This window comes from Acinetobacter sp. USHLN143, assembly GCF_037145695.1.
Taxonomy (GTDB): domain Bacteria; phylum Pseudomonadota; class Gammaproteobacteria; order Pseudomonadales; family Moraxellaceae; genus Acinetobacter; species Acinetobacter fasciculus.
This window is the reverse complement of the sequence record NZ_JBBCWZ010000020.1, coordinates 24,513-51,446: the sequence shown is the minus strand read 5'-3', so window position 1 is coordinate 51,446 and position 26,934 is coordinate 24,513. Positions and strand designations below refer to the sequence as shown.

Annotated in this window: 17 protein-coding genes and 3 pseudogenes; 9 read left to right on the top strand and 11 right to left on the bottom strand. The window is 39.8% G+C overall.

Going from position 1 to position 26,934, the window contains the following annotated elements; translation table 11 throughout:
* Together WFH18_RS07595 and WFH18_RS07590 are read right to left on the bottom strand one after the other, a co-directional pair.
* Positions 1 to 125, bottom strand: a pseudogene (locus tag WFH18_RS07595) (IS701 family transposase); the annotation flags it as partial.
* Between the two features lie 66 nt (positions 126 to 191).
* A complete protein-coding gene (locus WFH18_RS07590) occupies positions 192 to 1,535 on the bottom strand; it encodes an amidohydrolase (protein ID WP_164543391.1) in 1,344 nt (447 codons plus the stop codon).
* Between the two features lie 380 nt (positions 1,536 to 1,915).
* Between WFH18_RS07590 and WFH18_RS07585 the strand changes: the two are divergent.
* Positions 1,916 to 3,031, top strand: a pseudogene (locus WFH18_RS07585) (acetamidase/formamidase family protein); the annotation flags it as partial.
* Between the two features lie 353 nt (positions 3,032 to 3,384).
* On the opposite strand, the gene WFH18_RS07580 reads toward WFH18_RS07585, so the two are convergent.
* The 3 genes from WFH18_RS07580 to WFH18_RS07570 form a co-directional block, all read right to left on the bottom strand.
* Entirely contained in the window at positions 3,385 to 3,729 is a 345-nt protein-coding gene (locus WFH18_RS07580; RefSeq protein ID WP_103801056.1) for a hypothetical protein, read from the bottom strand.
* A 31-nt stretch (positions 3,730 to 3,760) separates the two neighbouring features.
* Positions 3,761 to 7,978, bottom strand: a complete 4,218-nt coding sequence (locus WFH18_RS07575; protein WP_104425929.1) for an RHS repeat-associated core domain-containing protein — start codon at positions 7,976 to 7,978, stop codon at positions 3,761 to 3,763.
* Between the two features lie 539 nt (positions 7,979 to 8,517).
* The gene (locus WFH18_RS07570) at positions 8,518 to 9,465 is read right to left on the bottom strand and encodes an Arc family DNA-binding protein (RefSeq protein ID WP_103800883.1); all 948 of its coding nucleotides are present in this window, start codon (positions 9,463 to 9,465) and stop codon (positions 8,518 to 8,520) included.
* A 79-nt stretch (positions 9,466 to 9,544) separates the two neighbouring features.
* Here WFH18_RS07570 and WFH18_RS07565 point away from each other — a divergent pair, with 79 nt between their 5' ends.
* The 5 genes and pseudogenes from WFH18_RS07565 to WFH18_RS07545 all read left to right on the top strand — a co-directional run bounded on the left by WFH18_RS07565 (position 9,545) and on the right by WFH18_RS07545 (position 13,293).
* Positions 9,545 to 9,721, top strand: a complete 177-nt coding sequence (locus tag WFH18_RS07565) for an Arc family DNA-binding protein (protein WP_121980311.1) — start codon at positions 9,545 to 9,547, stop codon at positions 9,719 to 9,721.
* 156 nt (positions 9,722 to 9,877) lie between these two features.
* Complete coding sequence (istA, locus tag WFH18_RS07560) at positions 9,878 to 11,443, top strand: IS21 family transposase (protein ID WP_103800881.1); 1,566 nt, start codon at positions 9,878 to 9,880, stop codon at positions 11,441 to 11,443.
* The gene (istB, locus tag WFH18_RS07555) at positions 11,436 to 12,173 is read left to right on the top strand and encodes an IS21-like element helper ATPase IstB (RefSeq protein ID WP_103800880.1); all 738 of its coding nucleotides are present in this window, start codon (positions 11,436 to 11,438) and stop codon (positions 12,171 to 12,173) included. Before istA ends, istB begins: the two co-directional genes overlap by 8 nt.
* 138 nt (positions 12,174 to 12,311) lie before the next feature.
* A pseudogene (locus WFH18_RS07550) lies at positions 12,312 to 12,431 on the top strand (hypothetical protein); the annotation flags it as partial.
* Between the two features lie 136 nt (positions 12,432 to 12,567).
* Entirely contained in the window at positions 12,568 to 13,293 is a 726-nt protein-coding gene (locus WFH18_RS07545; RefSeq protein WP_305158333.1) for a hypothetical protein, read from the top strand.
* 14 nt (positions 13,294 to 13,307) lie between these two features.
* Here WFH18_RS07545 and ruvB read toward each other — a convergent pair whose 3' ends face one another.
* From ruvB to WFH18_RS07520, 5 genes are all read right to left on the bottom strand, one after another.
* Positions 13,308 to 14,315 carry a Holliday junction branch migration DNA helicase RuvB gene (ruvB, locus tag WFH18_RS07540; RefSeq protein ID WP_004279105.1) on the bottom strand — a complete coding sequence of 336 codons (1,008 nt, stop codon included), beginning with the start codon at positions 14,313 to 14,315 and terminating at the stop codon, positions 13,308 to 13,310.
* A gap of 336 nt (positions 14,316 to 14,651) precedes the next feature.
* Positions 14,652 to 15,254, bottom strand: a complete 603-nt coding sequence (gene ruvA / locus WFH18_RS07535) for a Holliday junction branch migration protein RuvA (protein WP_164542969.1) — start codon at positions 15,252 to 15,254, stop codon at positions 14,652 to 14,654.
* Positions 15,255 to 15,371: 117 nt separating this feature from the next.
* Complete coding sequence (locus WFH18_RS07530) at positions 15,372 to 16,712, bottom strand: deoxyguanosinetriphosphate triphosphohydrolase (RefSeq protein WP_005252429.1); 1,341 nt, start codon at positions 16,710 to 16,712, stop codon at positions 15,372 to 15,374.
* A gap of 195 nt (positions 16,713 to 16,907) precedes the next feature.
* Positions 16,908 to 17,039, bottom strand: a complete 132-nt coding sequence (locus WFH18_RS07525; protein WP_004645659.1) for a putative transporter small subunit — start codon at positions 17,037 to 17,039, stop codon at positions 16,908 to 16,910.
* A gap of 11 nt (positions 17,040 to 17,050) precedes the next feature.
* Positions 17,051 to 18,688, bottom strand: coding sequence for a sodium:solute symporter family transporter (locus WFH18_RS07520; protein WP_071850395.1), 1,638 nt, complete (start codon positions 18,686 to 18,688; stop codon positions 17,051 to 17,053).
* Positions 18,689 to 19,967: 1,279 nt separating this feature from the next.
* Here WFH18_RS07520 and purL point away from each other — a divergent pair.
* From purL to WFH18_RS07505, 3 genes are all read left to right on the top strand, one after another.
* Positions 19,968 to 23,801 carry a phosphoribosylformylglycinamidine synthase gene (gene purL, locus WFH18_RS07515; RefSeq protein WP_164542968.1) on the top strand — a complete coding sequence of 1,278 codons (3,834 nt, stop codon included), beginning with the start codon at positions 19,968 to 19,970 and terminating at the stop codon, positions 23,799 to 23,801.
* A gap of 120 nt (positions 23,802 to 23,921) precedes the next feature.
* A complete protein-coding gene (locus WFH18_RS07510; protein ID WP_164542967.1) occupies positions 23,922 to 24,665 on the top strand; it encodes an abortive infection family protein in 744 nt (247 codons plus the stop codon).
* Between the two features lie 286 nt (positions 24,666 to 24,951).
* Positions 24,952 to 25,077, top strand: coding sequence for a KGW motif small protein (locus WFH18_RS07505; protein WP_266096118.1), 126 nt, complete (start codon positions 24,952 to 24,954; stop codon positions 25,075 to 25,077).
* 42 nt (positions 25,078 to 25,119) lie between these two features.
* Here the strand turns inward: WFH18_RS07505 and WFH18_RS07500 are convergent, their stop codons facing one another.
* Positions 25,120 to 26,862 carry an FAD-dependent oxidoreductase gene (locus WFH18_RS07500; RefSeq protein ID WP_164542966.1) on the bottom strand — a complete coding sequence of 581 codons (1,743 nt, stop codon included), beginning with the start codon at positions 26,860 to 26,862 and terminating at the stop codon, positions 25,120 to 25,122.
* Positions 26,863 to 26,934: the final 72 nt, after the last annotated feature.

Below are 26,934 nucleotides of genomic sequence, written 5' to 3'. Positions count from 1 at the left end.
TGCGAGATATTATAAGTCTCGGCAAGTTGTGTGCAGCTAATAGAGTTCGGTTCTGTCATGAGAAAGCCCATATAAATGGGTAATGTACAAGTTGCTGTAGAAGCATGTTTAATTCGTCTGATCACAGATACTTTATAAAGTATTTTAATACTTTTTTGAATCCGTCAATGCGTAAGTCCTATAATAGAAGATTAGCCTTTATTTTTCTGTTTCCAGTTGGCCTGAACCTGCTCGGCCACTTTTGGATAGTCCAGAATAAAACGGACATGGCTTTCGACACCAGTTTTCAAGGTCGCATCATCGACAATGAAATTCGGGTTGTGGTTCGGTGCGGCTTTTGCCGGATCCTGATCTGCTGGTGTGGCACCAACAAACACGAAGAGCGATGGCATGAGCTGGCCATAGTAAGCAAAGTCTTCACTGGCGCTGGCATTGTTGTCTAAAACATGCAATTTATCTTCACCATGCACGCTCGCTAATGTCGGGCGCATCAATTCAGTCAAGGTTTTATCATTGGTGGTCACTGGTGCATAAGGTGCAATTTCGACTTTCACCTTGACGTCATTGGCTGCGGCATTGTGTTCCAGCATTTTCGGCAAGTCTTTTAAAATGCCTTGACGTACATCTTCACTATTGGAACGAATAGTCCCGACCATATTGACCTGATCTGGAATGACGTTACCGGTGGTGCCGCCCTGAATGCTGCCAATACTGACCACGCCCATTCCTTTAGTCAAATCGGCTTTACGGCTGATCAGACTTTGTAAATTGGTGACCATCTGGGCAGAGGCATAAATCGGGTCTTTACCTGCCCAAGGCATGGAGCCATGCACCTGACTGCCATTCACCTGAATACGTAGATGATCGGCACTATTCAAAATCGCACCATCTTTGTAGAAGATATTGCCACTTGGCATGCCTGCCATGACATGCATCCCGAAAATCACTTCAGGTTTTGGATTTTTTAATGCACCGTCGGCAATCATTTTACGTGAGCCAATCTGATCGCCATGAGTGAAGTTATCAATATCTGCACCGCCTTCTTCGGCCGGCTGGAATACAAACACCACTGTCCCCGCAATTTTATCTTTATTGGCGGCCAGCACTTTGGCTGCACCCAATAACATGGCGGTATGTGCATCATGTCCACAGGCATGCATCACATAAGATTCTTTACCTTGATAAATGGCTTTTTGCTTGCTGGCGAAAGGCACCGTTGCAGTTTCTTTAATTGGCAAGGCATCCATATCTGCGCGTAAGGCCATCACGGGGCCGGGTTTTGCACCTTTTAATACGCCGATTACACCGGTTTTGGCATAGCCTTTACGTACTTCAATGCCGTAGGATTTTAATTCTTTTTGGATCAGCTCCGAGGTTTTAAATTCCATATTGCCCAGTTCTGGGTGCTGGTGGATATGCTGGCGTAGTTTGATGGTGTGTGCTTCAGCAGCGTGTACAGAGTCATCAATCCAGTCGGCCAAGCTGAATTGGCTGCAGAAAAGAAGAGAGAGACAAAGGGATATCTGCTTATACATATTCATACTTCGGGAGAACCTTAAGAATTTGAAATGGTTAAAGTGATTCTTTAGGATGGCATATTGATCTAAGTTCGACCAAAACTCTCTAAGTATTTTTTGATACTTTAAAGGTATTCTGGGTGTTAATATCTGTTCTCAAAGAGCTTTATTTGTTCTTTTACGTTGTAAAAATATGTATCTAAATTGATTTTTTATATTTATAAGGTATGAAAATTATAAAAATTACCACATGAAAAAGAATCGGGGAAAAGAAAAAACGCTTCCATTTATATCTATAGCCTGAATAAAGTGAAGATTTTTTAAACCTTTTAAAATAATTTTGGCACTTAGATTGCATTCACTCTTCCGTAATATTTTTTATGATGGAAATTGAACACATGTTAAAACCTTTGGCTTTATCTCTGGCAGTGGCTTCAAGCTTAAGTTTTATTTCAACAAGCATATGGGCTGAAGACTTTAAGATACTGAAACAGCTGGAAAATAAACCGACATTACTCAAAAGTGGTGAATATAAAGGTCATTATTATGTGCCGAGTACCTTAAATACGATTACTTGGGGTTATCTGCCAAATAAAGATGCAAAACCTGTTTTAACTGTCCCTTCAGGTAGCACAGTTACTTTCGATACAGTTTCGCATGAAGGGCTGCTGGAAGATCAAGGCCGCAATGCAGAGAAATATTTCACATCAAAAGGCGTCAAGCCTGAGCATGTATTGGATGAAGCCAAGCTGATCACGAATTCCAAATTGAAACATGATTTCCATAAAGATGGACCACACATTATTACCGGGCCTGTCTATGTAGAAGGGGCAATGCCGGGCGATATTCTAAAGGTGGAGATTTTAAAAGTTGAACCGCGTGTGCCTTATGGTGTGATTTCAAACCGTCATGGCAAAGGCACCTTACCCGAATTCCCGAAACGTCAGAAACATGAGCATGCATCTCCAGCCAATCCTGAGGCTTATGGCAACGTGTCCATTTTTACCCCAATTGAGAAAAATGCGGATGGTGTATGGGAAGGCGTTTTAAAAACTGAATCTGGTAAAGCGATTCGTTTCCCGCTGAATCCGTTTATGGGCACGATGGGCGTTGCACCAAATACCAGTGAGCCTGTGCACTCTGTGCCACCATCATTTTATGGCGGGAATATCGACATCAATGAATTAGGAGCAGGGGCTACGGCCTATTATCCTGTACAGGTGCCAGGTGCTTTATTCTATACAGGCGATAGTCACTTTGTACAAGGTGATGGTGAGGTGGCTTTAACTGCCTTGGAAGGTTCGGCACGTGCGACTTTAAAATTCACTTTGCTTAAATCTGGAAAAGATAAAATTCCGGGTGCAGAGATTAAACAGCCGCTGGCTGAAAATGCTGAATTCTGGATCACGCCGGGTCTGGATGAAGACTTAGATGAAGCCATGCGTAAATCCACCCGTGAAGCGATCCGTTTTCTGGTCAATGAATATGGCATTTCTGAAGAAATTGCCTATGCCTGCATATTCTTGCATAAAAGTACCACCCATTCCTGTTCCTGCCATACCAGTCAATCCTGTTCGTGCTATACCACTTTAATGGATTTTTTGGACAAAGCCGTTAGGTGAGCAAACATTTGTTCAATACATTGGAGCAAGTAAAATATTATGGAAAAAATTGGTTGTGGCATTACACTAGGAAAGACCATCTGAAGCAAACCAAGAAAAGACCAACTTTAATGGCTGCTTAACCTATGCTTTTAATTTCTGTTATTTATGTGAGGCCCTCTCATATACCAAAATTTAGAGTCCACATCATGATATTGATCTATAAAGCTACGGCACCATTCTAAATTTTCAGCTTATTACCTCACTCATTCAATATAACTTAATAACTCAAATGAATAATCCCTAAATTTACAATAAATATTATCTTCTTCAGTTTGGATTAATTCATAAAACACATTCTCTAAACCTTCGTCATTATTTACAATTAGCATCTTAAAAAATTGATTATAAATTCCATTTAATTTAGATATATTTAAGTCACTTACATTAAAAAACAATACCTTTAAAAACTTTGATTCAATAAAGTCCCTCAAATTATCGGCCAAAATAATTTCCAAATTATAACACTGGTTAATAAAGTCATACTTAAATGATAAATTAAAAACCTCATCATAATTATTAAATTCTTTATTCAATATTTCCAAGCTCATCGTACTCTCCAATATTTATATATTTAAAAACTCAATCATGATTTATCATAATGTTTCTACCGCCAACTGTCCCTGGACCATATTCATATAAATGAGTATGTGGGGTGCTATGGTAATTTTTTGGATCATTTCTATTACCATACCCATGATTTGTATAATCGATTCTTCGCATTTGTCTACCATATTGATCATAAAATACTTCTGACCTTTCCATGTTTCCTGTGCGTGAATTATATCTATTCTGCTCTCTATATCTGATACCTGGTTCTACCTGATGAGGAGCTTTTCCTGCCCACGCACTATCAGGTAAGCAAGTCGTTCTTGAAGTTAATTCCCTAAGTTGTTGATTCAATATATTAATATCATTTCTATTATATCTTGCTGGACTATAATTAGGACTAACCGTTGAATAACTAAAAGATGGATCATAACGTCGTATTTGGTTGATTAAAGAGGCTGCTTGAAAATTGATAGTAGATGAACCATTAGATGGATTCATTACTCGACGATTTAGTCCATTTTCATCAGTTGAATTGATAGGGTCATTTTCTACATAAGCATAAGTATTTAATCCACCAGCCAGTCCTATCGGATCACTTTGCGTATAACGGCCTATACTTGGATCATAGTAACGATTCCAATTATACCAAAGCCCACTTTCAGTATCATAATACTGTCCAGGAAAACCGATGTTAAATTGTCCAATACTACTTTGAACCATTGAACTATCATAACTGCTCGTCTGTGCTTTCCAAACTACCGCTTTACTGACATTGGTTAGGACTTCTGGTCGCCCCAAATGGTCACTATGAACAAAATTTACTTTGTTACCCCGTACCACACCAATTACTTGTCCACCCAACCAGATATATACGCTACCTAAACCACCTGTTTGTGTCGCTGATAATCCAGATTCAGCTAATAGTCGTCCGTCAGGCGCGTAGACATAATTAATACTACCCGCACTACTCATCTTACGACTACGCAAATTAAAGACATCATAATCATAAGTATTTGTTACACTACCAGATTTAACTGTTTTTAAACGGTTAAAGCCATCATAGGTGTAATCGACTGTACCACCATGTCCTGTTTTCTTGGTCAAATTACCAAGACTACTATAAGTGAATTGTTTAGCTTCAGTTGTAGACGTACTTGCTAGGCGATTCGCTGTACTTGTTTGGTAATTAGTAATTAGATTGGTATTGCCGGTACGTGTGAGACGATTACCATTTCCATCGAAAGTCCAACTTTCGCTATAAAGGGGAGAGGCTGACTTGGTCAATTGTCCTAAAACATCATAACTATAGGTTGTGGTTTTATTGCTTTCTTGGCTATTGGTAATTTTACTTAACCAATTATTATTGTTGTAGTTATATACTAAATCTTGAATAGTTGGAGTCTTGATGGCTGTCAGGCGATAATCTCGATCAAAAGTATTGGTTTTAATTAAGCCATTGCCATACGTCCAGTTTTTAATTTCACCATAGGGTTCATATTGAATATTACTTACTACAGTCTGGTCTATACCTTGTATTTTTACCTTTACTGAATTAACTCGGCTCAAAGCATCATAATGATAACTCACCTTAAAACCATCACTGGCTCGACTTTCACCGATTAATCGACCATATTCATCATAGGTCCAATAAACTGGATAACTGACACCATCAGTTTTGGTTATTTGTACACTTAATTGCCCATCTTTTGTATAACTATAGCTTTTAGAAGTAATACCATCTGAAATAGCACAGAGGCGACCTTTACCGTTTGTACAATTATCATAAGTCCATGTTTGGATTTCATTACCTGTTTGTGCCTTGGTTCGTCGATTAAGTGCATCATACGTATATGTCGTCACAACGTTGTTTGCACGTGTCAGTTTAATCAAATTACTATTTTGATCATATTCATAGGATGACACTCCCGTATCTTGGCTACTTTGCATTATTAGATTACCAAAGCCATCGTAACTATATGCTGTCGTTGTGCCACGAGCATCTTTAACAAACCTTAACTCATTAGCCCCTCCGTAACGATATTCTATTGTATTTCCATCTGGATTAACTTGTGTATTGAGTTGATTGAATACATCATATTGATAGGTTGTGGCTTTATTTAGCGAGTCCGTTTTTTTAATCAGATTGCCATTAGCATCGTAATTATAACGAATATTTTGACTATTATTTCCTTTATCTGCTGTTGTCCAACCAAGTTGATTATGTTCATTCGCTTGAGAGTATCTAACATTATTACCCTCTCTATATTCGATAGTTAACAGCTTACCCAATTTAGAATAAGTAAAATACTGTCCGCTAGTGATACTATTTCCGACACCATGGGTAATACTCGCAATGGTACCATTATCATTATAATTAATGGTTTCCCTCATACCATTACGTTCAATCTGGGTAACCCCAAAAGCACCATATTGATAAGTCGTTGTACGAACCTGATTGCTGGCTAAGATTTCTTTTTCAATTGTGATACGCCCACGAGCATCATAAGTAAACTCAGTAACTAAACCATTAGCATCCGTGATTTTACCGGCTTGCCCTAGTCCATTATAGTTACTATAACTGGTGATGTGTCCCAGAGCATTTCTTGTTTGGGTCAAGTCTCCAACTGCATCATAATTATATGTTGTTGTTTTTCCATTGTTATTGATTGCTACATCTTTGAGCATACCATTACTATGGAAGGTATAACCATAACCTGTAATGCTACAAATGGTTGTATTCTGCTTACTACATTGCTTAACGCTTTTAATTCTATATTTAGCAAGATGTGTCACAGGATAGTATTCATAAACGACTTCATCAATCGGCTGATTATTTATACTATTGTAACTACCGTAGCGTTCTATTTTACTTAAAAGATTAGAAGCTGGTGCCCATTGATATTTAATAGTCGTGATTCGACTACGATCTGTACCTTTTATACCTGTAATTTGCTGTGTAACTTTACCAGTAGCGTCCCTTGTATATTCTGTTGTATTACCATTCCAATCTGTACTAGAACTAATATAACCATTACTATCATAAGTAGTTGATACACTGCTATTAGGGCAATTGCTTACGCCACTACGTTCAATCTTAGCAAGTTTATTTTTATTATTATCAGTATAAATATACTTTGAAATAGCCCCTAGGGCATTAGTAACTATTGTATAGTTACCACCAAAAGTTAATTTATCCGTTTGTGTTCCATCGCTTCTACCACTTTGTATTGCTTGATTACCGTTATAATAGTATGTATTGTATCTTTTACCATCAACTGATATTCCAGTTAAGACTTGGCTTTCAGCCCCATTCTCTCCATAATGATAAGTTTTTACACTATTATTAGCTGGATAATGAACCTTCTCCAACCTATCACCATTATAAGAATAATTATATACATTATTATTAGCATCTGTTGCACTAATTATTTTATCCCCCGACCACTTTAAAGTTATTTTTTTGCCACTTGTATGTATTACATTCAAAGTATCAAGAACATAAATAAAGTCACTATTTCTAGATAAATTATATTTAAAAGTCCACCCCACGCCATGAGAGTTAATTTTTTTTAAAATTTCTCCTGTCCCCCCATGATATACCTCGACACTTCCGTCATTGTATGTTAGCGTATAATTAATATTAAAAATATTCTTAAAGTCTTCATCCTCAACAAGTTTTGCATCAAAATTAGCTAAAACAGCAGTGTTTTTATTATTATGATCTCTGACTAGCTCAATAATACCTTCAGGGTTTTGTCTATAAAAACTACCAATGTCATCTCGTAATAATTTATAATCATAACTATGTTTCCACTTACCATTTTTCGAAAAATCTGAAGCACCGGAATTTCTTGAGTTATAAAAACGAATAAACTCTAAGGGCATTTCACCTTTCATGGTAAAATCAATTTCTTTTTGAGTTTTTTGCCCATTACTTATTGTAATTGGATTATTCGTTTTATCACAATTTATTTCAGCAGAAGAGTTACTATTTATTGTTGGAAGTATAAAAACTGGAGGTACCCAAGGAATACTAGTACCTGGAGCATCATAAGCTCGAAATTGATTTAAACAAGTCGTACAACCAAAGTTATCTTGAGTAGCTTTCACACTGATAACTGGCAATTGAGTAGTATTTGCTATAGCTAAATTATTAATAAAAACTAGATTTAGAATTAATAAAAAGTAGATTTTTATCTTATCTCCACAATACAATTTAACTAATTTCTTTTCAGAGTTATAAGACATAATTTTTTATACCTATAAAAATTACATAATAAACACAAAAAAAATATAGTCAATAATCATTCTCAATAAAAGTTATTTTTCTTTGACTTCCTTCATTTCCATTACATAGCTTTGTTGCTGCTCCTTACTAAGGCATGAATCACACTCCCCAAACAGCTACAAAACCACTAATTCATCCTCATACAGTCAAGCCTCCATCAACCGTGGAAATATTTCCATTTGGTTTAATTCCAATTGTAATGATCAAGCAGAATCAGACATTTCCATAGGTAGACCTCACACCCAAGATATAAGCTAAATTTGGATGGGAGGGAGATTTTCTAATTTAGCAAGTTTTGTAAACAGAACCAGTTAATAGACAAATAAATTTATCACCAATAACGTTGTTTTAATTAAATAACTACTGGTATTAAGTATTTGATATTTAAAAATATACCGCTAACTTCTTTTTAGTGTTTAGTTAATTTGGCTGTTATACGGTACTATTTCTTAAGAAAAATCTGAAAAGTATTTAAATTTATTACTTTTACCTATCAAGATTATGAATTCGTATCTTTAATTCCTTCACTTGCAACATGAACAGTAGATAACCAATCAGACCATTGGCCTTCATATAGTTGTGCAGTGTGAGCACTTGGCTGCTTTCTCCAAATTTCCTCCCACCAATAAGATGGTTGAGTATGGTGTAGGAGAGCTAAAGGGTGTGTGTATAGTTTACGAAGCTCATTAAATTTTTCTTTCTTCATTAAATAACTATGTACTGAATTACGGTGAGGACTATCATAAAGGTGAGCCCATAAACTCGCAAAATTTTGCAGCATTCTTCGCCCACCATCACCAATTACTGTAGAAATATGAGCTCGAGTTTCCAATACATTTACTTTCTCATTCTTATATTCTCGAACAATCACTAACTCACCCTCAGGGGAGATATTCCTTACAAAGTGAATCTTTTTAACTTTGCTCATAAAAATTTCATGATCAGAGATGCCTTCTGTTTGAAATAGCTCTAGAATATCTCGCTCAGGTGAACCTGAAGCATCGAAGGAAGAATGTGGTGTTGGATAGCCATCACCATGCACCAGCCAATCTTGCTCTACCCCTAAGAATTCAGCGATTTTTCTGAGTTCAACAAATGTAGGTTCATGTTTACCTTGTACCCAATCCAAAAAGATTTCTGCTGTTTCATACCCAAGCTGTTCTGCAATATGTGAATATTTTAACTCTCGAAAGTTATTGAAATTCGCCCATTGAATAGCATGAACTAATCTATCTGATAATTCTTTTTTACGATCTAAAAGTTGGTAAGGACTTAATATAGTATTCCCATTCTCTGCATCTAACTTTTTAAAATTAAAACTATTTTCAAGACGTGACACAATTTCTGCATTCATTGAACGTTTTGCATCTTGTGCTTCAGCTTCAATTCTTTGTTTTAATTCAGTGGGTATTCTGAGTTTTACTTGAGAATCAGTTAATAGACTCATAGAACATGGACCTTATATATTGATATATAAACCACATTGGTTTAAAATATTTAAACCAATGTGGTCCAAAGAGGTTTCTATGAACCCCAATACTCATGAACTTGCTCAGCTTAAAATTCGTATTCCTGCTCATTTAAGAAAGCAATTACAGGAAGAATCTATTGCTCAACAAAGATCCATGAATGCTCAAATTAACTTTATTTTAAAGCAATTTTTGCAAATTCCTAGCGATGTACAACAGATGAAAGATAACTAAATACGGCAGAAATAATAGAGACTCATGCGGGTACATGAGTCTCTAAAGTTGTCTTAATTTTGCCGTCAAGACAACTTCATTGTATTGAACATCGATTGATTTATCAATGTTCACGCAGTGCTTTCTGCCTCTTTTAAACCAAAGAGGTCCATTCCTATGCGTATTGAAACAGATAAAATTAGGCAAATTGTTCGACTACTTAATCTTGGGTATAGCCAAAGGTCAACAGCGATACAGGCTCGGACTAACCGCAGTTCTGTAAAAACGATTTTTGATAAATTAACACTTTTTCCGATTGATAATAGTGAGCTTAATTTATTTACTAATCTGGAGTTGTTGGATTATTTTGAGATTTCACGCACTCCAACTTACCCAACACGAAAAATCTATCCTGATTTTGAATATATCAATCAAGAGCTCAAAAAGCGGGATATGACTCTGGAACTCCTTTGGCAAGAATATATTGCTCAATATAAAGAAGGTCTTTCATATTCTCGTTTTTGCCATGTATTAAATCATTTTCGCAATAAAAAACATGCGTCAATGCGCCAAACTTTTAAGAGTGGTGAGGCTTTACTTGTTGATTTCTGTGGTAGAACAATGGAAATTACTTCACCTGTAGATGGGTCAAAGAGCTATGCTCAAGTATTTGTAGGGGTTCTAGGGGCTTCTGCTTATACATTTGCTTATGCTGTGCCAAGTCAAAGGGTGGAGCATTGGCTTGAATGTTTTATCAAAACTTTTGATCATATCGGTGGTGTTCCTGCAACCGTAATCACAGACAATCTCAAATCAGCAGTCATTAAAAATAATAAGACGGGCTTAATCTTTCAAAAAGATTTTGAAGACTTTGCTGCACATTATGATTTTGCAATTATTCCAACTCGTCCTCGTCATCCAAAAGATAAGGGTCTAGCTGAAGTCAGTGTTCAGATTGTGCAACGTGCAGTACTTGCTTCATTACGAAATCAAAAATTCTTTTCTATTGAAGAATTAAACCAAGCCATTCAGCAAAAGATGGATATCATCAATCGAAAAACAACTCGACGTTTTACCATCAGTCGCTACGAACAGTTTTTGTCGCTGGATAGCAAGGATATATCACCATTACCACTTTATCCTTATGAACTCTGTTCATGGAAAAGACATGTGCGGGTGAGTGAATTCTATCGAGTTGAATATGATGGGAATCAATATTCAGTTCCTTATACCCATATACATTTGCATGTCGATCTCAAAGTTACTCAATCAACACTACATATCTTTTATGAGCGTGAAAAAATTGCGGAACATGCAATTAATTACGGTATTCGCCAAGATATATGTCTTGATGAACATATGTCACCTACACACCTTACTCAAAAAGGTTTATCAAAAGATGAAATTATTTATTGGGCAAATCGGGCTGGCCCAAATACTTCACAGTATGTATGCCATATTTTAAATCAAAAACGTGATCTTTCTAGAAATATTAAATCATTGAACAAGTTGAGAAAATGGGTAGTTGACAATCAAAAGTCCCATTGTCTTGAAGAGGCTTGTGATTTTGCATCACAACGACAAATTTATGCTGTGGATCGACTACAACGCATCATTGCAAACAGTGCTTATCAAATCCAGCAACAACCTTTGTCAGATGCATTAAGTCATATTCCAACATCCCACCATAATATCCGCGGTGCTGATTACTATTTACAAAATTCTGGAGTTGCTCATGCTTAAACAATCTGTGAAAGATAAATTAGAGCAGCTTAAACTCAAAGGCTTCTTGCGTACAGCAGAGGTTTCTTTAGATCAAATGCTTGCTCAAGGTAAAAGCGTTGAAGATTTTTTAGATTTTTGCCTAGACGCAGAATTAAATGATCGGACAAATAGAAGGATCGAAAGACTTTTTTCGATTGCAAAGTTTCGTTACCCAACTGCACGATTAGAGCATATTGACTATGCCCCTGAACGGAAGATAAAAAAGGCTGATATTTCTCGTTATGCAAATTGTGAGTGGATCAGTGATTGCAGAGGGTTAATTATCTCTGGGGCGACAGGTGTAGGTAAATCATGGTTAGCCTGTGCTTTGGGTGCAGAAGCTTGTCATCTCAGCTATAGTGCTATGTATTTTAATGCAATAAGCCTATTCGATGAAATTAGCAGTGCAATCACATTAGGTGAAATCAAAGATTTTAAGAAAAAGGTATGTTCTGTGAAATTACTTATTATTGATGATTTTGGATTAGGTGGTTTTAATCAGTCTTTAGCTCCATCATTTTTGGAAATCATTGATAAGCAATCACAAAATGGTGGCTTGCTCATTACCAGCCAAGTTCCGAAAAGATTATGGTTCGAACAATTCCAAGATCCAACGATTGCGGATGCAGTTATGGATCGCATTTTACATCGTTCATACGAGTTAGAAATTTCTGGTCGATCTTATCGGGAAAAAATCTACTCTCAATAAGGGCAACTTTATTCAGTTAAGGGAGCTTTGGTCTATACCATTCTCCCTTTTATTATAATTAAAGTGGTATAGCACGAACAGGATTGACTGGTATGGCAGGAACAGGAATGGGTGGTCGTTTTATCCAGTATTTTGCACTATGCCTACTTAAGTGCTGCGACTGACTTTGAAGTGTCACAAGTGGTCGATCGAACCAAAGGTATTCATGCCATGATTCGTAAAGCGGATTTTAAGGAGTTTAAGAAAGAAGAGAAGTAATTTTTTTTATTTAGTTTTTTATTTTGTGCTTTTGCCAACTGATTCAGGCATGGTCAGTTGGCTTTTTCTTTTGTGATACTTTGAAAATGTTTAGAATGTTGATAATAAAAATTCATTTAAGTTAAAAGGGGTGGGTGTGGCAGAGCAGAATAATAATGAAGTGATGATTCAGCTTCCGTGGACAGTGCCACAACAACCAAATATACAAACGATCGTATTGCAACAACCTGCTAAAACACACATGGAGTTGAATGCTTCGACAGATAAAACAGCCATTTCCTCTTTTGCACTTTCAGTAGTGATTGCTCTGATTTTCGGTGCATTGGCAACGTGGCTTGCTTATTGGGATGGACGTAAGAGTTTTGAGTTAACTAAACAAGGCTTTAATTTAACATTAGAGCAAATAGGAAAGTCAGTAGAGCAAACACTGAATTCTAATAGAGAACTTTATCAAAGTCAGAAAGACTTGCAATTAATGCAGATTAAGTCTACACATCGACAGGATTGGATAAATAATATTAGAGAGCTATTTAGTGAAATTTTAATTGTAAGAACAAAAATGAATATAGTAATAGCAAATGATTTCTCTGTTCAAAGTAAGGAGGCATTAATAGATTATTTAGTGGAATTTAGAAAACTTACTCATAAAGTTACCTTATATTTAAATCCTTTGGAGGAATCATCGGAAATCATATTATCAGATATGAGAAAAATCGACTCTCTAGTTACTAAGTGCTTTAATAAAGATATTATCGATAATGAGTTGGATGAATTAAGCAAAATACTTATTTCTAAAACTCTTGTACAAAACATTCAAAAACTATTAAAAAAAGAATGGGAAAGAGTTAAAAAGGGAGAATAAATCTCCCTTATGAATTACTTCTCTTTCGGCTCAGGTGGGGTCATCCCAAACTGCAAATACGCCATATTAGTCGCAATACGACCACGTGCAGTACGCATCACATAACCTTGCTGAATCAGATATGGCTCAATGACATCTTCCAACGTGCCTGAATCTTCCGCCATGGCTGCTGCGAGTGCTTCAACACCGGCAGGACCACCATCAAAACGCTCAAGAAGCATAGATAAATAACGACGGTCGAGTGTGTCTAAACCATCTTTATCGACTTTGAGCATATCCAAAGCACGTTGGGCCATATCCTGATTAATTTCCCCCGTTCCTTTGACCTGAGCATAGTCACGCACACGACGCAATAAACGGTTAGCAATACGTGGTGTACCTCGTGAGCGACGGGCAATTTCTTTTGCGCCATCTCCCGTCATAGGTACATCCATCAAATTGGCTGAACGTTTGACAATGTGGGTTAAATCTTCAACCGAATAAAACTCTAAACGTTGCACGATTCCGAAACGGTCACGCAGCGGAGAGGTGAGTAGACCAGCTCGTGTAGTTGCAGCTACCAAGGTAAATGGCGGTAAATCCAGTTTAATCGAACGGGCTGCAGGGCCTTCACCAATCATGATATCGAGTTGATAATCTTCCATCGCCGGATACAGAATTTCTTCAATCACGGGTGAAAGACGGTGAATCTCGTCAATAAACAGCACATCGCCTTCTTCCAGATTCGTTAGCATCGCGGCTAAGTCGCCGGCACGTTCCAGTACCGGGCCAGAAGTTGACTTAAGATTGCCACCCATTTCTCGGGCAATAATATTGGCCAATGTCGTTTTACCCAGACCTGGCGGGCCAAAAATCAGGGTGTGATCGAGGGCTTCTTCACGGCCACGGGCTGCACCAATGAAAATTTCCATTTGCTCGCGAACCACCGGCTGACCGATATAGTCATCGAGGGAAGTCGGGCGGATGGCGCGATCGAAATGATCTTCGGGTTTTTCAGAACCACTGATGAGACGGTCTTGCATAACGTTTATATACCAATGTTTTAGTGATCCTTTGAGCTGGTAATTTTGACACGGCCTCAAATATGGATCTGAATCCTAAGATTTTCGCCTAGGCGAGGAATTGAATTTTTGCAGAGTCTTTCCAATCAGATTTATATCTGAGTATTAACCTGCGGTTCGCCTTACTTTTGTTTCGGCAAAAAGTAAGCAAAACCACCGTCATTCGCAAAACTCGTCGAATATTGATTCTTATCGAATATATCGCAGAAATATTTAACTATAAATGTCTCCTGCCTCAAACAGTTGCGAATGACTTTTACGCGTATCAGACTTTATCCTGTAACTTGGATATCATCTCTATTTGTTCATCGACTTTAATGCCGCGCGGATAATATCGCTGGCTTCAGTAAATTCACCTTTGGCAGCATTCACCAGTTTTTGTGCTTCAACAGGTTTATAACCCAACGACTGTAATGCAGCTTCCGCTTCAGCCACAGCTGAATTGCCCATAAACTGAATTTTTGGTGCAGTTGAATTGCTTGGCACAGCACCTGAAGCCATGGCTTTAAAGCGGTCACGCAATTCAATCATCAGACGTTCTGCAGTCTTTTTACCAACTCCCGGAACTTTGACCAGAGTGTTGATATCTTCATGTTCAACGGTATGGATCAGCATTTCCACACTTAAAGTGGAAAGAATACCAAGCGCCATTTTCGGACCAACGCCGTTCACCTTTAATAAGGTACGGAAAATGGTTTTTTCCTGCGCATTGATAAAGCCATAAAGTAACTGGGCATCTTCACGAACAGCCAGATGGGTCCACAGAGTAATTTTCTGACCTTTTTGCAACTGGCAGAAAGTGGTTAAAGGGGTATCAATCTCATAACCTACGCCGTTCACATTTAATAAAACAGTCGGTGCTTCCAGCGCCAGCACTTCCCCAATCAGGCATCCAATCATTTTTTATACATACTCAAATTTAATACAGGCATAGTAGTCAGCATTTTCGATAAAGGCAAAACTCTATCATTCAAAAGCAGTGATTTTGCTGAGATTATCATCAGGCGCTCGTTCGCATTAGAGTAACCCGGCTTTATTGCCATGCAGTTCCTGCGCCAGATTATAAGCCTGATGATCGGAGAACTTGGAGACAATATCTAGTACCTGCATAATGTTGTCATAATGATCAGCACTAAACTGCGCACCCGAACGTTTTAAAATAGCCATTAAACGCTGTTCCTTAAAGCTTAAGGTTTTGTGCGGTGTGGTGAGTGGAATAAAGGCATCCAGAATCGTTTGTAAACTTTGATGCGCGATAATTTCCAGACCGGCTTTTTGCGGATGTTCGAAGATCTTGTCTCGCGCCAGTTCTTTGGCCCGGTTAATGCCAATTTCAATGTCGGCACTACAATAACCCAGCAATGAGCCTTGCAATTGGCCCATCAAAATTTTCTGCTGATGTCGGGCAAAGGCCGTGGTGACTTCATCTACCAGACGTTTCATGACCCGCCCACGCAGCGCGGCAATTTTTTGTTGCCAGGTGGTATAAGGCATATTGATTTCTTCAGGCGCGCCATATTCACCCAGCAAGTTCAGAAAGACTGGTTCAACTTCCGCGTAGCTGAGCATATTCAGGCTGATACCATCTTCCAGATCAATCAGGGCATAGCAGATATCATCCGCAGCTTCTAAAAGATAGGTCAGCGGATGACGACAATAATGATATTCACCGAGCTGAATCAAACCCAACTGTTCAGCAATTTCCTGCAAAATCTCTTTTTCAGACTGGTAACAACCAAATTTTGGACGTCGACTGGCCGGGGTGTTACCAGTCGGGTCAATGGCCTCAGAGAGCCACGGGTATTTAAGATAGGCACCGAGTGTGGCATAGGTCAGGCGCATGCCGCCATCATAAGGATGATAATCGATCTTGGTCAGCAGGCGCAGGCCTTGGGCATTGCCTTCAAACTGGCGGACATCGGCTTCCTGTTCAGGACTTAAATCTTTTAAAAAGTCGGTATGAGAAGCATCGTCAAACCATTCCCGAATGGCGTATTCACCGGCATGACCAAAAGGCGGGTTGCCAATATCATGTGCCAGACAGGCAGCCTGAATGATGGCACCGACATCAGCCGGAGAAATCCAGGCAGGTAAATTATCTTTGATTTTCTCTGCAGCCAGCATACCGAGTGAACGGCCAATACAGGAGACTTCTAGCGAATGGGTCAAACGGGTATGAATACCATCATGCTGGGTCAGTGGATGGACTTGGGTTTTGCGGTTTAATTGCCGGAAGCTTTGCGAAAAAATAATACGGTCATAATCTTTATGAAACGGGCTGCGTGCCAGTTCAGTGCTCTGCTTTTTACTACCAATCCGAACTGTCGAAAGCAGTTCTAACCAACGCATTTGAGTCATTTATCATTATTCAGTGATCCACTATTTGCATCATGCCAAAAAACTAGCTCCTGCACTAGGGCAGTGCGACATGAATTGTCATGCTGCCTATTGTTATTTTAGTCAGCTGGAAAAGACTGAGAATTAAAAATCGAAATCATCAAATGAACAATAAAAAGCAGGCTCAATGGCCTGCTTTTTGTTTAGGATGAAGAATCAAATTAGCTCTTCACCATTTTTCTTGGCCTGTTGTGTGTCTTTATAGACATTCAGGCAAATCGTGAACAAGACCAGGCTTGCCACCAATGGCCAAAAAAGTACATATAGGGTCAATAATTGACTTGTCATCTGAAATCTCCTTATTTACTTTTCTCAGATAGCTGGTGAAATTCAATCACCATCTTGTTGATTTGCTTAAAATCAAATTTTTCTTTGCTGTAGAATAGCGTCAACACAGTACATACCAGCGCACTACTGCCATACGCTGTCAGTGAGCTTAACAAGGTGCCGTATTCACGCAAGAAGCCGATGGTCCATGGCATGAAGCCAATACTGGCCAATATGCCAACGACCAGACCCACTTTCTTGCCGAAGAAACCAAAGGTCATCAAACCCAGCACCACACCAATCCCCAGGGTCGCAACGAGTTCAAAGCCAAGTGCGATCAATCCCTGAATCGGAAGCCATTCAAAACGTACTATCAGAAAGCTGAAAAATGCGAGGCCCACTGACCAGTTAAAGGCCCGGGCATTCACCTTGTCCCAGTACAGGCTGACAATCACCGGGAATACAATAGAGCCCCAAAGCGCACCCACAAAAATCAGCATCGACAAAATGTCAAACTTCAAGGTGGCAATCACAATCCCCAGCATGGTGGCAACGATCATGGTCATACGGCCAATAAACAGCATTTTCTTTGGATCAGGACGGTTTTTCGCAATCTGTTTGCCATAAATGTCCGTCATGACAATCGCAGACAGGGCAGACAGATCCGAGTCAGCGGTAGAAGACAATGCTCCAATCACCATGATGAATAACAGCGCGACCATAAATGGAGAAAGATAAGTCGCTGCCATTTGCGGAATCAGGTTATTCAGGTTGCCATCAATGGGCTGAATACCTGCAAATAGTGCCAATAACCCCAGCATGCCTAGACCAATAACAATTGCAGCATAACCAATGGTTGCAGTGATAAAACTCGGTTTGATCAGGTCTTCACGGACTGCAAACAGGCGCTGGGCAATGGTCTGATTACCAATCGCGTAGGCCAATACGGCAACAAAAAATGGTGCACCTTGTTCCAGAAAGGCTGTTTTAGAGAAAAAATCCAGCTGTTCCGGCTGCAGGTGATGAATCCCGCTTTGAAACAGGGAAGGTCCGCCTAAGGTAAAGAACAAGGTTGGAATAATGATCACAGCCGCGACAATCATCGCCACCAGTTGACCAAAATCGGTAAAGACTGAGGAACGGAAGCCCGACCAGAGGGTATAGGACAGTACACCGATACCCGTAATCAGCACGCCATGGATAAAGCTTAAGGGAGATAAAATCTCAACCAGTGCCCCCGCGGCAGTAAAGTTCACCATCAGGCTGATCACACTACCCACAATATTGGAACCCGCCAGAATCATCTGGCTCTGGTTGCCATGCCGGGCATGCATGATTTCTGCCAGAGTGTGTGCATTAGGCGCCAGTTCACGAAAGCGCTTGCCAAAAGGATAGATAAATAAAATCATCAGCGCACCCCACAAACCATAGTGGAGGGCACCGGAAACGCCGTATGTATATCCGGAGGAAGCTGCTGCATAAAACGAGGCAGCCCAGATCCAGGTGGCGGTCATACTGGCCGCAGACATTCCAAATCCGATGGAGCCATTTGAGACCATGTATCCATCAACATTTTCATTTTTCTGTTTAATACGTAACGATAGTAAAAAGGTGATGCCATAGAAAAGCACCATCAATAGTACAGTTGCTGTACTAGTGAATTGAAACATACATACTCCTTAAGCGGGTCACCTTTTGTTTTTGAAAATTAAATCATTGGTGACAGATTAAGGCTCTAAAATAGACAGAGCAGTGAAGCTATAGAACATCAAAAAGTTAGTGTCCGAATATAGAATTTATATTCATCTCTACAGCAGAAAGAAAAAACCGTTGCCAAGCCCAGAATTTGGACATTTCCTCAGCAATTCGGCTAGAGCTTAACATAAAATCATCAAATTTACTGATGAAGTGTCTATCTGGTAAGATTCTTAGCTGATATAGACGTGTGAGTATGTTGCTTTGTTAGTTGAATAAAAAAGAAAATTTTAGATATTTTTTCAGAAATTACAAATATTTATTTTAAATTTTTCGAGTTAAATAAAACCTGAGAATACGGATTAAATAAAAAGGTAACAAAATTTTATTATTAATCATTTCTTCATTATTTTTTTATATAGGCCTCATAATTCCTTGTGGATTTTCTCATAAATACGAGTGGTATTTTGCTATTTATATTCTGCTTTTTAAGCATAATAGAGCTAATGAATAAGTGATGAAATTTCAAAATATTGGAGATGATGGGTAATTTTATCGATGTGATTTTTGGTCTTTTAGATGAGTAAATTTCGCCTAATTATGATCTAAGAAGATAAACATTAAATAAGAAATTTTATTTTTATTCTTTTAGAAGATGAGAATAGATGTACGGTTTTTTTTCTGAAGATTATGTCAGATTAAAATACCACTCATTATTAATTACTCATTCATATGGCGGAGTAATTTGCCTTTGGTGCTGGAATGGAGGAGATGAGCGGAGAATTGTTCCTTGTATTGCAGAACGGCAGAAGACCTTTAACCAGTTTTCTAATCTTGGTGGTCAAAGTGAAGAGTCAATCAAAAGAATTAAAAACAGTCCGCAAAAAATACGACTTCATGAAATCTTGTAATCAAGTATTTCATTCTGGCCTAAATCGGAGCTTTGGCAGGTCATGACAATAAAACCTGAATTTGATTTTGCCCTGATTGTTGTTGAAAAATAATACAATTTTTATGCAGAAAATTATTCTGAACCGGTTTTGATTTTTCTTGAAAAAAATGTGTTAACCTGTGCGACTACATTCAATTTTCTTGCCTGAAAATAAACAAAATATTTTAAAAGTCCTAGATATTTCAGGCGTAGTTTTCTGATTTGGCATCTAGCCGATTTCCTTATTTCACAGTAGAATATGCGCTCTCTCAAGTCACATTGTGGCATGGTTGTTCAGACCATCCCGTGGAGCCAAAATCAGCATGTTTATCGTTGCCGGTGCACCCGCACATTCTTCTTTTAAGAAAACTCAACTATTATCGCGTTTGACGTCAATTAGTTCTGTTCATTCAATTGAAAGTCAATGGGTCTACCTCTTTGACCAAGCGCTCAGCGAGCAACAACAGCAATCAGCTTTACAGCTTCTCAACGATGGTCAATCTTTTGAATTGCACCAGCCTGCAAGTGATGAAATCCAGATTTTAGTCACACCGCGCGTCGGCACCATCTCTCCTTGGTCCTCTAAAGCGACGGACATTTTCAAAAACTGTAATACGCCGGTTCATCGACTTGAACGCGGCGTTTTATTTACTTTGAAGGGCCTAAAAGAGCTTTCAAAAGAAGCATTGCAAGTACTTCACGACCGTATGACCGAAAGCGTATTCAATGCGATTGAAGATGCTGCAGTATTATTTGTGGAAACGGCACCAAAACCACTGAACTCGATTGATATTCTGGGTGAAGGTAAAGAAGCACTGGTAAAAGCCAACAACGAGTTTGGTTTTGCATTGTCGATGGATGAAATTGATTACCTGACTGAAGCTTTCATCAAGCTGGGTCGTAATCCAAACGACATCGAACTGATGATGTTTGCGCAAGCCAACTCTGAGCATTGCCGTCATAAAATTTTTGGTTCGGAATGGACGATTGATGGTGAAGTTCAGCCATTGTCGTTGTTCCAGATGATCAAAAACACCTATAAAGAGTCACCAACAGATGTATTGTCAGCATATAAAGACAACGCTTCGGTGATTGTTGGTTCGGATACCCAGCGTTTTTATCCAACCCAAGAAGACAACGGTCATCAGGTTTATAAATACAAGAGCCAAGCTGCTCACATCCTGATGAAAGTGGAAACCCACAACCACCCAACAGCAATTGCACCATTTGCCGGTGCAGCGACAGGTTCAGGCGGTGAAATCCGTGATGAAGGCGCGACCGGTCGTGGTGGTAAACCGAAAGCAGGTTTAACCGGCTTTACGGTATCTAACCTGAATATTCCAGGCTTTGAACAGCCTTGGGAAGAAAACTACGGCAAACCATCACGTATGGCATCGCCGTTACAAATCATGATTGAAGGCCCATTGGGTGGTGCTGCATTCAATAACGAATTTGGTCGTCCAGCTTTAAACGGTTACTTCCGTACTTTTGAACAAAACGTCAATGGCGATGTTAAAGGTTTCCATAAGCCAATCATGATCGCGGGTGGTTACGGAAATATCCGTCCAGATCACGTTGAAAAAGATCCGATTTTACCGGGTGATTTGTTAATCGTACTCGGTGGTCCAGCCATGCTGATCGGTCTTGGCGGTGGTGCTGCATCTTCTGTAGATAGCGGTAAATTGGGCGAAAACCTAGATTTTGCTTCGGTACAACGTGAAAACCCGGAAATGGAACGCCGTTGTCAAGAAGTGATCGATACTTGCTGGCGCATGGAAGACCATAACCCAATTGTGTCGGTGCATGATGTAGGCGCGGGTGGTGTATCAAATGCTATGCCTGAACTGGTGAATGATCATGAGTTAGGTGCAGTGCTAGATCTTCGTAAGATTCCATCTTTAGAACCTGGCATGTCTCCAATGGAGATCTGGTCAAATGAAGCGCAAGAGCGTTATGTATTGGCGATTCGTCCATCTTCTTTAGAATTATTTGAGTCAATCTGTGCACGTGAACGTTGTCCGTTCGCAGTACTGGGTGAGGCGACTGAAGCACGTCATTTAACCGTTGAAGATCCATTGTTCGGCAACAAACCAGTGGATATGCCAATGCAGGTGATGCTTGGTGGTACGCCACGTATGAGCCGTACCTATGAAACGATTGAACGCAAAGGCGATGACTTTGATGCGGCTAAAGTCACCGATTTAAAAGATGCGATTTATCGCGTTCTTAAAAACCCGACTGTTGCTTCTAAATCATTCCTGATCAGTATTGGTGACCGTTCGATTACCGGTATGGTTGCGCGTGACCAGATGGTGGGTCGCTGGCAGGTTCCGGTCGCGGATGCTGCTGTGACTACAACAAGTCTTGTCGGTTACACCGGTGAAGCGATGGCAATGGGTGAACGTCCTCCAGTAGCCTTGTTGAATCCTGCTGCTTCTGCACGTTTGTCTGTGGCTGAATCGATCTCGAACATTATGTCTGCGAAGATTGAAAAAATCAGTGATATCAAATTGTCTGCAAACTGGATGGCTGCTGCGGGTCAACCGGGCGAAGACCAGGCGCTATTCGAAGGCGTGAAAGCCATCGGTATGGAAATGTGTCCTGCACTCGGTATCGCGATTCCAGTCGGTAAAGACTCATTGTCTATGCGTACGACGTGGAATGACGAAGGTGAAGACAAGTCTGTGACTTCACCAATGTCAGGCGTGATCACTGCATTTGCACCAGTGACTGATGTGCGCCAAACATTGACTCCAGAATTGAAAAACCTTGAGTCTGTGCTTGTTCGTGTTGATCTGTCTAAAGGTCAGTTCCGTTTAGGCGGTTCGATTCTGGCGCAGGTATACAAAGCGATTGGTTCGGTTACTCCTGATGTGGATAGCTTCGATGATTTCAAGGCATTCTTCGCATTGGTTCAAGACTGGAACAACCGCGGTTTGATCAAGGCGTATCACGACATCGGTGACGGTGGTTTATTGGCGACTGTTGCAGAAATGATGTTCGCTTCACGTTTAGGTGTGGCATTAGAAGATCAATCAACTGCAAGTTTATTTGCCGAAGAAATTGGCGCAGTCCTTCAAATCGCGAAAGTAGACTGGGAAGCGCTACAAGCTGAAGTTGCAGCATCTACGCTTAAAGATGCAATTGCAGTGGTTGGTACTGTAAATAATTCTGACCAATTGTCTATCAATGGTCTGGTACTTGAACGTGCTGATCTGCAAGTGGCATGGACTGAAGTATCCCACCAAATCCAGCGTCTGCGTGACAACGTACAAACTGCGGATCAGGAATTTGCCTTAATTACCGATAAAGCATACAAAGGTATTATTGCCCAACCAACATTCGACTTGAATGAAGCGATTGAAGCACCGTTCATTAACTTGCGTCGTCCAAATATGGCAATTCTGCGTGAGCAGGGTGTCAATGGTCATATTGAAATGGCGGCAGCTTTCGACAAAGTCGGTTTCAATACCGTTGACGTCCACATGAGTGACTTGCTGGCAGGTCGTATCAGCCTGGATGATTTCGAAGGTTTGGTAACGTGTGGTGGCTTCTCGTATGGTGACGTGATGGGCGCTGGTGGGGGCTGGGCGAAATCCGTATTGTTCAATGCTAAATTGCGTGACCAGTTTGAGAAATTCTTCAACCGTCAAGAAACCTTCTCGCTCGGTATCTGTAATGGTTGTCAAATGTTGTCTCAATTGGCTCCATTAATTCCGGGTGCGGATGCTTGGCCACGTTTCCATCGCAATACGTCTGAAGTATTTGAAGCGCGAGCAGTGAACGTTCGTGTGGAAAAATCGAATTCAGTATTGTTACAAGACATGCAAGGTTCGATTCTGCCGATCGCTGTGGCGCATGGTGAAGGTCGTGCAGTTGCAACGGCGGAAAACTTTGCTGCACTGAATGCATCGAATCAGGTGGTTCTACGTTATGTCGACAGCCATGGCAATGCAACTGAACAATATCCGTTGAACCCGAATGGTTCACCGGAAGGTATTACCGGTGTAACCTCTCAGGATGGCCGTGCAACGATTATGATGCCGCACCCTGAACGTAACTTCCGCGCGCTCCAGCATTCCTGGAAACCAGAAGACTGGGATCAAGACGGTGCTTGGTTACGTATGTTCCGTAATGCACGTAAATTTATTGGCTAATTGATATAATCAAGAATTAAAAAAGCCCCGAAAGGGGCTTTTTTAATAAGCAAATTATAGATTTATAGGTGATTAGATATAGAATTGAAAAAGATTAAAAAATGAATAAAGAGTCCTCAAATGTCCGATTTAATTGAAAAAGTTTTACTTTTACAAGAATTGCTAATAGCTAGAGCTACTGATACTTATGAAAAAGGTTCTTCAGAGGCATTTATGCAGCTTAGACAAGAGTTACTGACATTTCAAAACTTTTATGAATATATTCCATTTTTTATTAAAGACACACGCACATTAGATGAATTTGAAGCTAGGATTAAGTGGGATTTTGAATCTTACGCTGAACGTGAAAATTATATTTATTCGGAATTTAAAGAATTCTTTAATGTATTAGAAAGTCTAGATGTTCCTCCATTGGATCAGGTAGTACAGTTGAAGATTGCTGAATTAAGCTCGGATTATATACATCAAATATGGCAGAAAGCATTAGAGCGAAGAAGTACAGATCCCGAAGGTGCGATTACATTAGCTCGAACACTTTTAGAATCGACCTGCAAATATATTCTTGATGAATACGAAGTCGGTTATGGCAATGCTCCAGATATAAATCAACTGTATAGATTGGTGAGTAAAGAATTAAACCTTGCTCCATCTCAACATACGGAGCAGACTTTCAAACAAATTCTCGGAGGATGTAGTTCCATCATTGAAGGTTTAGGATCATTGAGAAATAAAGTGGGTGATGCTCATGGGCAAGGTAAAATAAACTTTAAACCTTCTCCAAGACATGCAGAATTAGCAGTGAATTTGGCTGGTACAATGTCCGTGTTTTTATTCTCATCTTGGAAATTAAAACAAGGTGAATGAATTTTTTATTATAAATATTGTTTTTAAATAGTATCTTAATTTTACTGTATGGAAAAATTAAAATAAATTCACTAACATAGGATTATTCAACCACCAATTTGGTGGATTTTTGCTTTTTAAGCATTCTGATTTTTTAATTTTTTTTCTTCCTGCTGAGTTGGTTTAGATTTTGCTTTTATATTGTATATAAAGTGCTATGGTGTGTTTTATGCACAACTTTATTGCACTATAAAAGAAAGATGGAATAGATCGGTTCAGTATCAATTCTCAAAGATGAGGTGATGACATGGCTAAAACACTTAGAATAGTGGATAAGGCGGCAATGCGTCAGAAAGGCTGGATGTTGTTTTGTATTGTTGTAGGACTACAAATATTGTTCGTTGTGGGCAGTTACTTGCTGCAGGGTTCTTGATCATCAGCTTTAAGAAAGCCACCATTAAGGTGGCTTTATAATTTAAATAACCAATTGAACCTGCTTCAATACCGCCTTTAACGTATTTTCATAATCAAAAGCTTTATTGGTACTGTCCTGATAACGCCAAGCCATATAACCATCCGGACAAACCAGTACTGCACCAGATTCATGAATTTCAGACTTGGCATTCCAGGTTCCATACACATCACGGTAGTCACGAGAACCAATCTGAGTCACATCCAGATATGGCAAATCCAATGCTTCTACCGCCTGTTTCCAGCCTTTACCGGATAAACCTGTGAGCAGGGTAAAACGACCTTTACCCGTAATATCCAGTGTCGACTGCTTTTGACCTTTGGCATTGATCAGCCAGGTATGCGGAACTTTAGCACCCGGGCGAGTCGTTGCCTGTAAATAAAGCTGTTGATCTCGCTCAAATCTTTCAGGCTCAGATTCGCTAATCACTGCATTGGAGCTATATCGCTGGTTCAGCTCTACACCTTGTGCATTAAATTCGAAGTTTTTAATTTCCAAAGCTTCAAACAGCTTTTTGCGGATTTCAGCACCTTGCTCATCTTCCGAAAAAATACGTTCCAGCATTTGTTTTTGTGTAGTCACACCATTGTCAAAACCAAAGACTTCTTTCAGGTATTTATAATCAAAACGTGATTGATTCGCTCGCGCCACAATTTGCTTGCCTACCGGTGCACGCTCAGTCGTATAGGAATCCAGCAGGGAAGGTGCAGCCCAGCCTTTTACCGCGTATGCTAGTTTCCAGCCTAGGTTAAAGGCATCCTGCATGCAGGTATTTGAACCTAGGCCACTCGATGGTGGATGACGGTGTACCGCATCACCACCGCAGAATACGCGACCTTTAGAATATTCAGTTGCCCAGGTCTGGTTCACATACCAGTACGATAATTTCTGGATTTCAACTTCTTCGACTTCAGTACCAACAAAAGCATTCAGGCGGGCACGGACCTGTTCTTCAGTAACTTGTGGTTCGCCTTTGGAAATGTCAAAGCCCCAACCCATGATCCATTCATTCCATGGCGTAATGGCACGTAACAATCCCATACCGAGATCGCCAAAGCTGGCTTCAGGATTCACGATCCATTGCAGAATCGCAGGACGGTGCTGAACGTATTGAGAAAGATCAGCTTTAAAGGTCACATAGACGGTACCGGCACGTGCCATCACGCCTTCCAGTGGCAAGCCGAGCTGTTCCAATACACGAGATTTAGCACCATCCATACCCACCAGATATTTTGCTCTTAAGCTAAATTCAGTATTGGTAATGCGGTTCAGGAAAGTAGCAGTCACGCCATCTTCGTCCTGCACATGTGACAGGTATTCAGTATTGAAGTTATAAATTGCACCACGTTCACCGGCATTTTTCACCAGTAAAGCTTCCATTTTTGGCTGAATCAGATCGACTAATGGACATGGACTGCCTTGGATATAGTCACCATGACGTTCATCACCGGTACCCCATGCACTTAAACGGGCGATTTCTTCGCCGACTAGACTGGTGGTAATCAGGCTTTCACCCATCTGTTCCCATGGTGTTGCAATCTCTTTAACCTGTTCTTCAATACCTAAATCACGTAATACTTCCATGGCACGCTGATTGGTAATATGGGCACGTGGACTATTGGCCAGCCAGCTAAACTGGGTAAACAGTTGTACCTTGATACCATAATTCGCCAAAGCCAAACCTAATGTTGAACCTGCAGGACCAGTACCAATGATCAGAACATCAGTGTCATAGTGTTGTGTCATACAAGACTCCATGGGTATAGGTGAAGAACAAGCTATCTATATAATCAGGCAGTCTAGTAAAACAGGATCTGT

Excerpts from the sequence above, each read along its gene's own strand:
- WFH18_RS07590 (WP_164543391.1), bottom strand. The coding sequence starts at position 1,535 with ATGTATAAGCAGATATCCCTTTGTCTCTCTCTTCTTTTCTGCAGCCAA.
- WFH18_RS07580 (WP_103801056.1), bottom strand. The coding sequence starts at position 3,729 with ATGAGCTTGGAAATATTGAATAAAGAATTTAATAATTATGATGAGGTT.
- WFH18_RS07575 (WP_104425929.1), bottom strand. The coding sequence starts at position 7,978 with ATGTCTTATAACTCTGAAAAGAAATTAGTTAAATTGTATTGTGGAGAT.
- WFH18_RS07570 (WP_103800883.1), bottom strand. The coding sequence starts at position 9,465 with ATGAGTCTATTAACTGATTCTCAAGTAAAACTCAGAATACCCACTGAA.
- WFH18_RS07565 (WP_121980311.1), top strand. The coding sequence starts at position 9,545 with ATGAACCCCAATACTCATGAACTTGCTCAGCTTAAAATTCGTATTCCT.
- istA (WP_103800881.1), top strand. The coding sequence starts at position 9,878 with ATGCGTATTGAAACAGATAAAATTAGGCAAATTGTTCGACTACTTAAT.
- istB (WP_103800880.1), top strand. The coding sequence starts at position 11,436 with ATGCTTAAACAATCTGTGAAAGATAAATTAGAGCAGCTTAAACTCAAA.
- ruvB (WP_004279105.1), bottom strand. The coding sequence starts at position 14,315 with ATGCAAGACCGTCTCATCAGTGGTTCTGAAAAACCCGAAGATCATTTC.
- ruvA (WP_164542969.1), bottom strand. The coding sequence starts at position 15,254 with ATGATTGGATGCCTGATTGGGGAAGTGCTGGCGCTGGAAGCACCGACT.
- WFH18_RS07530 (WP_005252429.1), bottom strand. The coding sequence starts at position 16,712 with ATGACTCAAATGCGTTGGTTAGAACTGCTTTCGACAGTTCGGATTGGT.
- WFH18_RS07525 (WP_004645659.1), bottom strand. The coding sequence starts at position 17,039 with ATGACAAGTCAATTATTGACCCTATATGTACTTTTTTGGCCATTGGTG.
- WFH18_RS07520 (WP_071850395.1), bottom strand. The coding sequence starts at position 18,688 with ATGTTTCAATTCACTAGTACAGCAACTGTACTATTGATGGTGCTTTTC.
- purL (WP_164542968.1), top strand. The coding sequence starts at position 19,968 with ATGTTTATCGTTGCCGGTGCACCCGCACATTCTTCTTTTAAGAAAACT.
- WFH18_RS07510 (WP_164542967.1), top strand. The coding sequence starts at position 23,922 with ATGTCCGATTTAATTGAAAAAGTTTTACTTTTACAAGAATTGCTAATA.
- WFH18_RS07505 (WP_266096118.1), top strand. The coding sequence starts at position 24,952 with ATGGCTAAAACACTTAGAATAGTGGATAAGGCGGCAATGCGTCAGAAA.
- WFH18_RS07500 (WP_164542966.1), bottom strand. The coding sequence starts at position 26,862 with ATGACACAACACTATGACACTGATGTTCTGATCATTGGTACTGGTCCT.